Source organism: Mesorhizobium helmanticense (assembly GCF_003034915.1).
Classification (GTDB): Bacteria; Pseudomonadota; Alphaproteobacteria; order Rhizobiales; family Rhizobiaceae; genus Mesorhizobium; species Mesorhizobium helmanticense.
In genome coordinates this window covers 42,743-56,042 of record NZ_PZJX01000005.1, presented here as the reverse complement: position 1 = coordinate 56,042, position 13,300 = coordinate 42,743, and the positions used below count along the sequence as shown (strand labels likewise).

The following is a 13,300-nucleotide window of genomic DNA, read 5'->3' as shown; positions in this document are numbered from 1 at the left end:
CCACCCGCCTATTGTCCGCTAAGCGTCCTGCGCACAGCGTCGCGCCAACCCGCCAGCTTGGCGGAACGTATCGAAGCATCCATGTCCGGCTTGAAGCGCCGGTCAAGCGCCCAGCTCCTGGCGAACTCCTTTGCCTTCGGCCACACACCCGCCTTCGAGCCGGCCAGCCACGCCGCACCCAGCGCTGTCGTCTCGAGAATGGTCGGACGGTCGACCGGCGCGTCGAGAATGTCGGCCAGGCGCTGCATGGTCCAGTCGGACGCCACCATACCGCCGTCGACACGAAGCACGGTTCTGGCCGAGGCTCCCTTCCAGTCCTTGCGCATCGCGTCGAGCAGGTCGCGGGTCTGGTAGGCAACCGATTCCAGTGCGGCGCGGGCAAATTCCGCCGGGCCTGAATTGCGGGTCAGCCCGAAGATGGCGCCGCGCGCATCGGCGTCCCAATGCGGCGCGCCGAGCCCGACAAAGGCCGGCACCAGATAGACATTTTGTGTCGGATCGGCTGACGCCGCCAGGACACCGCTCTGCTCGGCCTTGCCGATCACCTTGATGCCGTCGCGCAACCACTGCACGGCAGCACCCGCGATGAAGATCGAGCCTTCCAGCGCATAGGTGGTCTTGCCGTTCAGCCGATAGGCGATGGTGGTCAGCAGACGATTCTTCGAGCGCACCAGATCGCCGCCGGTGTTGAGCAGCGCAAAACAGCCGGTGCCATAGGTGGATTTCATCATGCCCGGCTCGAAACAGGCCTGGCCGATGGTCGCCGCATGCTGGTCGCCCGCCACGCCGAGAATTCTGATCTCCGCACCAAACAGACTTTTCTCCGTGATTCCATAATCATCGGCGCAATCCCTGACGTCAGGCAGCATCGCGGCCGGGACGCGCAGAATGGAAAGCAACTCGTCGTCCCAGGCGTTTTTCTCGATGTTGTAGACCAGCGTGCGCGAGGCGTTGGTGGCGTCGGTGGCGTGAACCTTGCCGCCGGATAGCCGCCAGATCAGGAAACTGTCGATGGTGCCGGCCAGCAACTCGCCCTTCTCGGCGCGTCTTCTGGCGCCCTTCACCTTGTCCAGCATCCAGGCAATCTTGGTGCCCGAGAAATAAGGATCGAGCAGCAGCCCGGTCTTTCTCGTGAATGTCTTCTCCAGCCCCTGCTTCTTAAGCTTCTGGCACAGCGGCGCGGTGCGCCGGTCCTGCCACACGATGGCGTTGTGGATCGGCTTGCCGGTCGCCCTCTCCCAGATGACGACGGTCTCGCGCTGGTTGGTGATGCCGATGGCGGCGACATCGGAAGCCTCGCGGCCAGCATTCTTCAGCGCTGCCTTCACCGTTACGACGACGCTTCCCCAGATTTCCTCCGGGTCGTGCTCGACCCAGCCCGAGGCCGGATAGTGCTGGATGAATTCCTGCTGCCCGCTGCCGGCAACCTTCATCTTGTCGTCGAACAGGATCGCCCGGCTCGAAGTGGTGCCCTGGTCGATCGCCAAGATGTATCCGCTCATAGTCTCTCCCTCGGCGTATGCCCAAAAAGGACGTACGGCACTGCAATGTCCATACAAAGAGGGAGACGGCAACATGCCGCCTCCCCTGATGTCGCGATGCGGGCGCAAGCACTCGCATCAAACAGTCCTACTTCTGCCAGCTCTTCACCAGCTCATCGTAGTTGATGGTGACCGGCTTTTCCTTCTCGTTCTCGATCTTGAGCTGAGGAGCGAGATTGCCGTTCTTGACAGCGTCGGCGTTCCAGTAGGCAAGGTCATGCTCTTCGGCCATCTTCGGGCCGATATCGCCCTGGATGCCTGCCTTTTCCAGGCGCTCCATGACCTTTTCCTGCTCAGCGCATAGAGAGTCCATGGCCTCCTGCGCGGTCTTGGCGCCCGACGAGGCATCGCCGATCGCCTGCCACCAGAGCTGTGCCAGCTTTGGATAGTCCGGCACGTTCGTACCGGTCGGCGACCACTGGACACGGGCCGGCGAGCGATAGAACTCGATCAAGCCACCGAGCTTCGGAGCCCGCTCGGTGAAGCTCTTGTCCTGGATCGTCGACTCGCGGATGAGCGTCAAGCCGACATGACTCTTCTTCACGTCGACTGTCTTCGACACAACGAACTGCGCATAGAGCCAGGCGGCCTTGGCGCGATCGTCGGGCGTCGACTTGAGGAGCGTCCATGAACCCACGTCCTGGTAGCCGAGCTTCATGCCGTCCTTCCAGTAGACGCCATGCGGCGAGGGAGCAAAGCGCCATTTCGGCGTGCCGTCCGCGTTCACGACGGGAAGGCCGTCCTTCACCATGTCGGCGGTGAAGGCCGTATACATGAACATCTGCTGGGCAATTTCGCCCTGCGCCGGAACCGGTCCGGATTCAGAGAAGGTCATGCCTTGGGCCGCGGCCGGAGCGTAAGCCTTCAGCCAGTCCAAATATTTCTGGATGGAATAGACCGCCGCCGGGCCGTTGGTGTCGCCGCCGCGCGCGACGCACGAGCCGACCGGCTGCGACTTCTCGTTGACCTTGATGCCCCACTCGTCGACCGGAAGACCGTTCGGCAGCCCCTTGTCGCCATTGCCGGCCATCGACAGCCAGGCATCGGTGAACCGCCAGCCGAGCGACGGATCCTTCTTGCCATAGTCCATATGGCCGTAGACCTTCTTGCCGTCGATTTCGCGGCCGGTGAAGAATTCCGCGATGTCCTCATAGGCCGACCAGTTGACCGGCACGCCGAGGTCGTAGCCGTATTTCGCCTTGAAGTCGGCCTTGTTCTTCTCGTCGTTGAACCAGTCGTAGCGGAACCAGTAGAGGTTCGCGAACTGTTGGTCGGGCAACTGGTAGAGCTTGCCGTCAGGCGCGGTCGTGAACTTGGTGCCGATGAAGTCGGCGAGGTCGAGGTTCGGGTTGGTGACGTCCTTACCCTCGTTGGCCATCCAGTCGGTCAGGCTGCGCGCCTGCTGGTAGCGCCAATGGGTGCCGATCAGGTCGGAGTCGTTGACGTAGGCGTCGTAGATATTCTCGCCTGACTGCATCTGCGTCTGCAGCTTTTCGACGACATCGCCTTCGCCGATCAGATCGTGGCTGATCTTGATGCCGGTGATCGCGGTAAAGGCGGGCGCCAGCACCTTCGATTCATATTCGTGCGTCGCGATGGTTTCCGAGACCACCTTGATATCCATGCCTGCGAAAGGCTTCGCCGCATCGATGAACCACTGCATTTCAGCTTCCTGCGCGCCGCGGTCGAGCGTCGACAAGTCCTTGATCTCGGTATCCAGGAAGGTCTTGGCTTCGTCCATTCCGGCATAAGCGTTGCCGGCCCCGAGCAACAGGACAAGCGCAGTCGTTGATGTCAAAAATTGCCGTCTCATTTCGTTTCCTCCACTGTTTCAGTTTCAAGTGCGATCGGAGCAGCCACCGGCACGCGGCCGCTCCAACTATTTCCCCCTCTATACGTAGCGGAACACGCCGATGGCGTAGACCACGGAGAGAGCGAGAGCCCACCACAGATTGGGTCCGACAAGACCCAGCCAAGCGAGATGGATAAAAGCGCTGCCCAGCAGCGACAGGAAAAGGCGGTCGCCGCGCGTCGTCTCGAAGCGGAGCACGCCGACCCGAGGATTGCCGCCCGGCGAGGCGTATTCCCAGATCGCCATGCCGCAGAGCAGCAGCAGGATCGTGATGAAAAAGATCGCTGTCGGCAGCGTCCATGCCATCCAGGAAAGGTTCATCGTCACACCCTCCCCAGGGCAAAGCCCTTGGCGATATAGTTGCGGACGAACCAGATCACGAGCGCGCCCGGAAGGATGGTGAGCACACCGGCCGCGGCCAGCACGCCCCAGTCGAGGCCGGAGGCCGAGACCGTTCGCGTCATGATCGCGGCGATCGGCTTGGCGGCGGTCGTGGTCAAGGTGCGCGCGATCAGCAGTTCGACCCAGGAGAACATGAAGCAGAAGAAGCAGGCGACGCCGATGCCGCTCGCGATCAGCGGCATGAAGATCCTGAGGAAGAAGCGCGGGAAGGAATAGCCGTCGATATAGGCGGTCTCATCGATCTCCTTTGGCACACCCGACATGAAGCCTTCGAGGATCCAGACCGCCAACGGCACGTTGAACAGACAATGCGCCAGCGCCACCGCGATATGCGTGTCGATCAGGCCGAAGGCCGAGTAGAGCTGGAAGAACGGCAGCGCGAACACCGCTGGCGGCGCCATGCGGTTGGTCAAGAGCCAGAAGAACAAATGCTTGTCGCCGAGGAAGCGATAGCGCGAAAACGCATAAGCGGCAGGCAGAGCGACAGCGATCGAAATCACTGTGTTCATAACCACATAGATGATGGAGTTAATGTAGCCCTTGTACCAGGACGGATCGGTGAAGATGGTGACGTAGTTGCCGATCGTCGGCGCGTGCGGATAAAGCGTCAGCGACGACACGATCTCGCTGTTGGTCTTGAAACTCATGTTGATGAGCCAGTAGATCGGCAGCAGCAGAACGACGATGTAGACCGTCGGCACGATCCACCACCAGCGCGATTCCTCGCCGCGACGGCGCATTAGCCGCGCAACTTCGTCCTGCGACATGGTGCTGGCGAGCCCATCCGAAACCGTCGTCCCGCTCCTGTCCTGCCTTGTCGCTCTCTCGTTGGCGCCGCCCATCTCAGCGCTCCGCGTCGTAATTGGTCATCACGGTGTAGAACACCCACGACAACAGAAGGATGATGAGGAAGTAGACCAGCGACATCGCTGCCGCCGGGCCTAGGTCGAACTGACCGAGCGCCGTCTTGACCAGGTCGATCGACAGGAACGTCGTCGAGTTGCCGGGACCGCCGCCGGTGACGACGAAAGGCTCGGTGTAGATCATGAAACTGTCCATGAAGCGCAACAGCACGGCGATCAGAAGCACGCGCTGCATCTTCGGCAACTGAATGTAGCGGAACACCGCCCAGCGCGACGCGCCGTCGATCTTGGCCGCCTGGTAGAAGGCGTCAGGGATGGAGACCAGGCCGGCGTAGCAGAGCAGCACGACGAGGCTGGTCCAGTGCCAGACGTCCATGATGATGACAGTGACCCAGGCGTCGATCGGGTCCTGGACGTAGTTGTAGTTGATGCCGAGTGCATTGACGTAATAGCCGAAGAGGCCGATGTCGTTGCGGCCGAAGACCTGCCAGATGGTGCCGACGACATTCCACGGGATGAGCAGCGGCAGCGCCATCAGCACCAGGCAGACCGGCACCGCCCAACCCTTCTTCGGCATATTGAGGGCGATGAAGATGCCGAGCGGCACCTCGATCGCCAGGATGATGAAGGAAAAGACCAGGTTGCGGAGCATCGCTTCCCAGAAGCGGTCGGAATGCAGCAGTTCCTCGAACCATTCCGTGCCGGCCCAGAAGAAGACATTGTTGCCGAACGTGTCCTGCACCGAATAGTTGACGACGGTCATCAGCGGGATGACGGCCGAGAACGCCACCAGCACCAGCACCGGCAGCACCAGGAACCAGGCCTTGTTGTTCCAGGTCTTTTCCATCTACGCCCCCATCTCGACACGCCAGGAATCGGCATAGATGTTGATGCGGGTGGGCTCGAAGCGCACCTTCGGCTCGGCCGGCACGGTTTCGTCCTCGCCGATGACGGCGGCGATCTCGCGGCCTTCGAGATTGGCGCGGACCACCTTGTGGCGGCCGACATCCTCGACCTTGCTGACCTTTACCGCCATGCCCTCGCGGCCAAGCCTGACATATTCGGGACGGATGCCGAGCTCGATCGGGCCGGTTGCGGTCTGGGGGGCGCCGGGCAGTTCGATGCGCTGGCTGCCAAGCGTCGCCGTCTTGCCGTCGATCGCCACCGGCATGACGTTCATGCCGGGCGAGCCGATGAAATAGCCGACGAAGGTGTGGCGCGGCCGCTCGAACAGTTCGGCCGGCGTACCGATCTGCACGATCTCGCCATCATACATGACGACGACACGTTCGGCGAAGGTCAGCGCCTCTGTCTGGTCGTGCGTGACATAGACCATGGTGTAGCCGAAGCGGCGGTGAAGCTGCTTCAATTGCGAACGCAGCACCCACTTCATATGCGGGTCGATGACGGTCAGCGGCTCGTCGAACAGGATGGCGTTGACGTCGGAGCGCACCAGCCCGCGGCCGAGCGAGATCTTCTGTTTCTGGTCTGCGGTCAGTCCGCGCGCCTTCTTCTTGGCCCATGACGCCAGGTCGATCATGTCCAGCGTCTCGCGCACCTTGCGGTCGACATCGGCCTCCGGCACGCCGCGATTGCGCAGCGGGAAGGCCAGATTGTCGTAGACGGTCATGGTGTCGTAGATGACCGGGAACTGGAACACCTGGGCGATGTTGCGTTCCTGCGTCGACAGGTTGGTCACGTCCCTGCCATTGAACAGCAACTGGCCGTGCGAGGGATGCAGCAATCCCGAGATGATGTTGAGCAGCGTGGTCTTGCCGCAACCGGACGGCCCAAGCAGCGCGTAGGCGCCGCCATCCTCGAAGACCTGATGCACCTCCTTCAGCGCAAAGTCCTTGTCCGACTTCGGGTTGGGACCGTAGGCGTGGCGGATATGGTTGCAGTCGACGCGCGCCATGTGCCCTCCTCCCTCAAGCCGCCAGCATCTGCGGCGCCGCGGCCGAGCGACCGTTGGCGTCGAACACCATGATGTGGCGGGGGTCGATGAACACCTCGATGACCTGGTCCGCCTCGAACGCCAGGATGCCGTGCTCCAGCATCACCCAGCGCACATCGGCGAAGTCGAGATGCACGAAGCTTTCCGAACCGGTGATCTCGGTGACCGAGACCTTGGCTTTCACCGAAACCGCTGAAGGGCCTGGCCGCGCAAGAGAGAGATGGTGGGGCTGGAAGCCGATCGTGTAGCTCGTATCGGCAATACCGGCGAGCTCAGCCGGTACCGGGAGGTTAACCCCACCATCAAGGAGGAAGCTCGAACCGCTTTTCTTCAGCACGATCGTGTTGAGCGGCGGATCGGCAAAGGTCTTGGCCGTGACCAGGTCGTTCGGCCTGCGGAAGACGTCGATCGTCGGCCCGAACTGGGTGATGCGGCCTTCGGAAAGTGTTGCCGTGTTGCCGCCGAGCAGCAACGCCTCATGCGGTTCGGTCGTGGCATAGACGAAGATGGTCCCGGCCGCCGCGAAGATTTTTGGCAATTCCGCGCGCAGTTCCTCGCGCAGCTTGTAGTCGAGATTGGCGAGCGGCTCGTCGAGCAGCACCAGGCTGGCGTTTTTGACGATGGCGCGCGCCAGCGCCGTGCGCTGTTGCTGGCCGCCGGAGAGGCTGAGCGGCGTGCGTTCGAGATAGGGCGTCAGCTTGAGAAGCGCGGCGGCTTTGCGCACCTCGCTGTCGATCTTCGCCCGGTCGGTGCCAGCCACACGCAGTGGCGAAGCGATGTTCTCGTAAACCGTCATCGCCGGATAGTTGATGAATTGCTGGTAGACCATGGCGACGTTGCGCTTCTGCACCGGCATGCCGGTGACGTCCTTGCCGTCGAACCAGACGGAGCCGGAGGTCGGCACGTCGAGGCCGGCCATCAGCCGCATCAGGCTGGTCTTGCCGGAAAGCGTCGGCCCGAGCAGGACGTTGAGCGAGCCGTGCTGAAGCGTCAGCGACACGTCGCGTATATGCTCCGCCGCGCCGACCGTCTTCGTCACATTTCTCAGTTCCAGCATGATGCCTCCTCCCGGGCTTTCTGCATCACTTGGCCATCCCTACTCGGCCGCCGCCACATGGCGCCGGCTTATCCCACGCATGAACTCCTCCAGCGCCGCCGCCTGTTCGCGGCTGAGGTGCAAGCCACGCTTGGTCCTGCGCCACAAGACGTCGTCGGCGGTGACAGCCCATTCGTTCTGGGCGAGATAGCGCACCTCCGCCTCGTAGAGATCCGCGCCGAAGTGCCGGCCAAGATCGGCATTCGATCTGGCCAGCCCCAGCAGCATGCGCGCGCGGGTGCCGTAGAGCCGGGTCAGCCGGCGGGCCAGGCGCGCGTCGAGGAACGGATAGGCCGTTTTCAATTTCGCCACTTCGGCGTCGAAGCCGGTAGCCGGGAAATCACCGCCCGGCAACGGCGCGTTCGCCGTCCATGGCTTGCCGCGTTTGCCGAGAAAATCCTCGATCTTGTCGAGCATCGATTCCGCCAGTCGGCGATAGGTGGTGATCTTGCCGCCAAAGGCGTTCACAATCGGCGCGACACCTTCGCCGCCATCCGCTTTCAGCACATAGTCGCGGGTCGCTTCCTGAGCCTTCGAGGCGCCGTCGTCATAGAGTGGGCGTACGGCTGAATAGGTCCATACGATATCCGAACGCTTGACGGCTTGCGCGAAATATTCGCTTGCCGCGGCACAGAGATAGTCGATCTCGACGTCGCTGATCTTCACGTCATGGGGATCGCCGGGATAATCCCGGTCCGTGGTGCCGATCAGGGTGAATTCTTCCTCATACGGAATGGCGAAGATGATCCGCCCATCCTTGTTCTGGAAAAAATAGGCGCGCGGGTCGTCGAACTTCTTGCTGATGACGATGTGGCTGCCCTGCACCAGGCGGACATTATGCACGTCGTTCAAGCCGACCGTGCCGGACAGCACATGGTCGACCCACGGACCGGCGGCGTTGACCAGAAGCCGTGCCTTGACCTCCTCATGTTCGCCGGTCTGGACATCTTCCAGCCGGATCGTCCAGAGGTCGCCGTCGCGGCGTGCGCCCACGACCTTGGTGCGGGTTCGGATCGTGGCGCCCCGGTCGGCGGCGTCGCGAGCGTTCAACGCCACCAGCCGCGCATCGTTGACCCAGCCGTCGGAATATTCGAAGGCCTTTCGAAACAGCGGCTTCAATGGCTTGCCGGCCGGATCTCTTGCCATATCCAGCGTTTTTGTCGCCGGCAGCAATTTGCGCCCGCCAATGTGGTCGTAAAGAAAAAGGCCGAGCCTGATCAGCCAGGCCGGACGCAGGCCCTTTGCGTAAGGCAGCACGAAACGCATCGGCCAGATGATGTGCGGCGCATTCTTCCACAGCACCTCGCGCTCCATCAGGGCTTCGCGCACGAGACGGAACTCATAAAATTCGAGATAGCGCAAACCGCCATGAATCAGTTTGGTCGAGCCGGAGGAGGTTCCGCTCGCCAGATCGTTCATCTCGGCAAGGAAGACCGAGAAGCCGCGCCCAACGGCGTCACGGGCAATGCCGCAGCCATTGATGCCGCCACCAATGACGAAAATGTCATGGATCGGGGATGCCTCCACAAAGTCCTCCAACAATTTCGCATTGCAGCATTTTTGATCTTTTGCGAAACCGTGGCGGGATTATTTCGAAATGAGAACGAATGTCAAACGAAATATAAACGGCAACAATTGCCGCAACGACATCCCCTAGGACAGCGACGTTTCGATCAGCTGAACCTCTGCCTCCTGGCAGATTTTGCGCACCGACGGAATGTCGCAGCGGTCGGTGATGAAGGTGTTGACCTGCGACAGATGGCCAATGCGAACCGGCGCCGTGCGCTCGAACTTGGTCTGGTCGGACACCAGGATGACATGCCTTGCGTTGGCTATGATCGCTTGCGCCACCTTCACCTCGCGAAAGTCGAAATCAAGCAGCGCCCCGTCATGATCGATCGCCGAGGCGCCGATCACCGCATAATCGACCTTGAACTGCCGGATGAAATCGACTGCCGCCTCGCCGACCACGCCGCCGTCGGAACCTCGCACGACGCCGCCGGCGATCACCACCTCGATCGAAGGATATATGCGCATCCTGTTGGCAACATTGATATTATTGGTGATGACCATGAGGCCCGTATGATCGAGAAGCGCCTTGCTGACCGACTCTGTCGTGGTGCCGATGTTGATGAACAGCGAGGCGTTGTCAGGAATCAGTCTCGCCGCCGCAAGGCCGATCGCTTCCTTCTCATCGGCAGCGATCTTGCGCCGCGCCTCATATTCCATGTTCTCGATTCCGGACGGAAACAGCGCCCCGCCATGGATGCGGGAAAGCAGCCTTTGGTCGCACAGATCGTTGAGATCCTTGCGGATTGTCTGTGGCGTCACGTTGAAATGCGTTGCCAGATCGTCGACCAGCACACGGCCATGGTCCTTGGCCATCTGGATGATTTCGGCATGCCGTGGCGACAGATACATCGGAGAGCCTCCCTTTTCGTTTTTCTTGTCAATAGACCAAAACGAAAGTGATGAAAAGGCACAAGCCGGCTAATGAAAATCACAGGATTGCGAAAGCAAACCTCGGCGCAACTCTCCAAGGCCGATCAAGCCAAGCCGCGGGCGATCTCCGTGATGGTCTCGAAGGCAGTTTCGATGTCCGCCGCTGTCGTCTCGAACTGGCCGACCTGAAAACGGATTGCGACGTGACCGTCCACGCGGGTCTGCGTCAGGTAGATGCGGCCGTCGTCGTTGATCGCGTTGACCAGGCGAAGATTGTGTTCGTCTGCATCGAGGCCTTTAGCCGCTACGTGCCGGAACGAAAACAGCGACAGCATCGGTTCGGTGACGATCTCGAAATCCGGCTCTCCGGCCAACCGCGCGGCGAGACGTTCGCTCCAGGCAACATGGTTGCGGATCATGGTCCGCAGATTTTCCAGCCCATGGGCCCGCAGCAGGAACCAAAGTTTCAGTGCGCGAAAGCGCCTGCCAAGCGGCACCGACCATTCGGAATAATTGATGATGCCGTCACGCCCATGCGTCTTCAGGAATTCGGGCTTGATCGCCAGCGTGCGAACGAGATCCTCCGGCTGGCGGATGAACTGAACCGAGCAGTCGAACTGCGCCCCCAGCCATTTATGCGGATTGAAGACGATGGAATCCGCCTGCTCGGCGCCAGCCCAGAAATGCCGGTATTCGGGGCAGATCATCGCCGATCCGGCCCAGGCCGCATCGACATGCAGGTAGAGCCCGTGGCGCCTGGCTACCGCGGCAACGCCGGCAACGTCATCCGTGCCGCCGGTGCTGGTGCCGCCGACGCTGGCGATGATGCCAGCCGGCAACATGCCCGCCTCCCGGTCGGCGACGATTGCTGCTTCCAGAGCTGTGACATCCATGGCACGGAAGCGGCCAGCAACGGGAATGCGCACGAGGTTCTCCTCGCCGATGCCCGATACCCAGATCGCCCGGTCGATGGAGGTATGCACCTGGTCGGATGAATAGACGCGCAATGCCGGCTGGCCATGCAGGCCCTTCTTGTTGCCTTGCCAGTCGAGTGCGCGCTCGCGCATGGTGAGCACGGCCGCGAGCGTTGCCGATGATGCCGAATCCTGCATGACGCCGGAAAACCCTTCCGGCAGCCCAAGCGCCTGCCGCATCCAGTCGACGACGCGAGTCTCGAGTTCGGTCGCCGCCGGCGAGGTCTGCCAGAGCATGCATTGCGCCGCCATCGCCGAGACCAGATATTCAGCCACCACCGAGACAGGAGCGGCATTGGCCGGGAAATAGGCAAAGAAGCGCGGATGCTGCCAGTGCGTCATGCCCGGCAGGATCTTGTGTTCGAAATCGGCGAATATCTCATCCATCGGTTCCGCCGCCTCGGGCGGCGAGGATTCTATGCTCCTGAAAATGTCTCCCGGCTCGACCAGCGGCCGCACCGGTCTTTCTCGCAACGTATCGCGATAGTCGGCGCCCCAATCGGCGGCGCGCCTCGACCATTGCCGGAAATCATCCTTGTTCATCGCACCTCCGGGAAATTATCCGAGCGCAGCCTGTATCGCCGCACGCCTGCGAAGAAGGTTGGCGCTATTCCCGAAAATCGGGCAGGCTCGCAAAAGCAGCCTTCAGCGCGTTCGACCAGCCGTCCGAGATCGTGCGGTAATATTGATCGTCCTGGGCTATCCGCTTCTTCAGGCTGATCTTGAAGGCGTCCTTTTCATAGAACAGGAGGTCGAGCGGCAGGCCGACCGACAGGTTCGATTTCAGCGTCGAGTCGAACGACACCAACAGCAGCTTCACCGTTTCGGCGAAACTCATCGTCCTTTCATAGGCGCGGATGATGATCGGCTTGCCGTATTTGGTCTCGCCGATCTGGAAGAAGGGTGTGTCGTCGGTCGATTCGATGAAATTGCCCTCGGGATAGATCATGAACAGCCGCGGCTCACTGCCCTTGATCTGGCCGCCGAGAATGAAGGAAGCATTGAAATAGGAATCGGCCTTGTCGCCGGTAGGCGACGAATGGGCGATGACTTCCTTGACGGTGTCGCCGACCATGCGCACCGTCTGGTACATGGAAGGCGTTTCGAGCAGCGTCGCATGGCGATCGGCAATCGCCTTGGTGCGCTCGTCGAGCAGGCTGACCACGGCTTGCGTCGTCGCCAGGTTGCCGGCCGACATCAGGACGATGACGCGCTCGCCCGGTTCCTCCCAGACATGCATCTTCTTGAAGGTCGAGATCGAATCCATGCCGGCATTGGTGCGCGTGTCCGACATGAACACGAGCCCGCGATCGATCTTCAAGCCGACGCAATAGGTCATCGAATCTCTTTGGCAGCAATCTTGCCGGGAATTACTGCTCCACCGTGACGGTGACCGCAAGCTGTTCTTCGGCCTGTCCCAGCCGAATTCCCGATACGGGCGTGGCATCGCGGTAATCGCGGCCGGTCGCCACCTTTACATAGCGTTCGTCGGGAGAAATGCCGTTGGCCGCATCGAAGGCAACCCAACCGAGCCCGAAAACATGCGCCTCGGCCCAGGCGTGGCTTGCCGCCTGTTCCACCGCCGCATCCAGCATCAGATAGCCGCTGACATAGCGGGCCGGGAACCCCATGGCGCGCGCCGCGGCCGCAAAAATGTGGGTGTGATCCTGGCAGACGCCAGTCTTGAGCCCAAGCGCCTCCTCGGCCGGCGTCGCTGCGTTGGTCGTACCAGGCGTATAGGCGACGCGCTCGCCAATCACGGCCATCAATCGGTGTAGTCTCTCGATATCGGTGCCCTCTCCGACCGATGCGGCGAGTTCGCGGATGCCGTCGCCGATCGTGGTCAACGGCGTTTCATGGCTGAACAGCCAGAGCGGCGCAAAACCCTGATGCGGCCCGGAGACGCCCGCGGTGTCACGCGTTACCACCTCACCTGATGCCTCGACGGTGATGAAATCGCGCTCGCCTTCGACGCTCAGCAGCCGCGTGTCATTGCCAAAATGATCGGTGAAGCGCACTTCCTCGCGCGCGCCTTCGATCTGCAGGGCCCAGGACAAGACTGTCTGTGTGGATCCGCTGGCCGGAAGAAGCCTCAGCCGCTGCAGAAGATAGTGCACCGGCGCATCGTAACGATATTCGGTTCGATGGGTGATCTTGAGCCGCATGGGCGTCATTT

Annotated in this window: 12 protein-coding genes; all 12 read right to left on the bottom strand. The window is 61.5% G+C overall.

Features of this window, described 5'->3' with window-relative positions:
* Positions 1–8: 8 nt before the first annotated feature.
* The gene (gene glpK, locus C9427_RS02580) at positions 9–1,502 is read right to left on the bottom strand and encodes a glycerol kinase GlpK (protein ID WP_107647648.1); all 1,494 of its coding nucleotides are present in this window, start codon (positions 1,500–1,502) and stop codon (positions 9–11) included.
* Between the two features lie 127 nt (positions 1,503–1,629).
* Positions 1,630–3,354, bottom strand: coding sequence for an ABC transporter substrate-binding protein (locus tag C9427_RS02575; protein ID WP_107647647.1), 1,725 nt, complete (start codon positions 3,352–3,354; stop codon positions 1,630–1,632).
* 78 nt (positions 3,355–3,432) lie between these two features.
* A complete protein-coding gene (locus C9427_RS02570) occupies positions 3,433–3,714 on the bottom strand; it encodes a DUF2160 domain-containing protein (RefSeq protein WP_107647646.1) in 282 nt (93 codons plus the stop codon).
* Between the two features lie 2 nt (positions 3,715–3,716).
* Positions 3,717–4,637 carry a carbohydrate ABC transporter permease gene (locus C9427_RS02565; RefSeq protein WP_107647645.1) on the bottom strand — a complete coding sequence of 307 codons (921 nt, stop codon included), beginning with the start codon at positions 4,635–4,637 and terminating at the stop codon, positions 3,717–3,719.
* Position 4,638: 1 nt separating this feature from the next.
* On the bottom strand, positions 4,639–5,505 hold the full coding sequence (locus C9427_RS02560) for a carbohydrate ABC transporter permease (RefSeq protein WP_107647644.1): 867 nt from the start codon (positions 5,503–5,505) through the stop codon (positions 4,639–4,641).
* Entirely contained in the window at positions 5,506–6,573 is a 1,068-nt protein-coding gene (locus tag C9427_RS02555) for an ABC transporter ATP-binding protein (RefSeq protein WP_107647643.1), read from the bottom strand.
* Positions 6,574–6,586: 13 nt separating this feature from the next.
* Entirely contained in the window at positions 6,587–7,669 is a 1,083-nt protein-coding gene (locus tag C9427_RS02550; RefSeq protein WP_107647642.1) for an ABC transporter ATP-binding protein, read from the bottom strand.
* A 39-nt stretch (positions 7,670–7,708) separates the two neighbouring features.
* Positions 7,709–9,235 carry a glycerol-3-phosphate dehydrogenase gene (glpD, locus tag C9427_RS02545; RefSeq protein ID WP_107647777.1) on the bottom strand — a complete coding sequence of 509 codons (1,527 nt, stop codon included), beginning with the start codon at positions 9,233–9,235 and terminating at the stop codon, positions 7,709–7,711.
* Between the two features lie 126 nt (positions 9,236–9,361).
* A complete protein-coding gene (locus tag C9427_RS02540) occupies positions 9,362–10,129 on the bottom strand; it encodes a DeoR/GlpR family DNA-binding transcription regulator (protein WP_006334721.1) in 768 nt (255 codons plus the stop codon).
* 125 nt (positions 10,130–10,254) lie between these two features.
* On the bottom strand, positions 10,255–11,667 hold the full coding sequence (locus C9427_RS02535; RefSeq protein ID WP_107647641.1) for a pyridoxal phosphate-dependent decarboxylase family protein: 1,413 nt from the start codon (positions 11,665–11,667) through the stop codon (positions 10,255–10,257).
* A 64-nt stretch (positions 11,668–11,731) separates the two neighbouring features.
* Complete coding sequence (locus tag C9427_RS02530) at positions 11,732–12,463, bottom strand: proteasome-type protease (protein WP_107647640.1); 732 nt, start codon at positions 12,461–12,463, stop codon at positions 11,732–11,734.
* 31 nt (positions 12,464–12,494) lie between these two features.
* Complete coding sequence (locus C9427_RS02525) at positions 12,495–13,289, bottom strand: transglutaminase family protein (RefSeq protein WP_107647776.1); 795 nt, start codon at positions 13,287–13,289, stop codon at positions 12,495–12,497.
* Between the last annotated feature and the right edge of the window lie 11 nt (positions 13,290–13,300).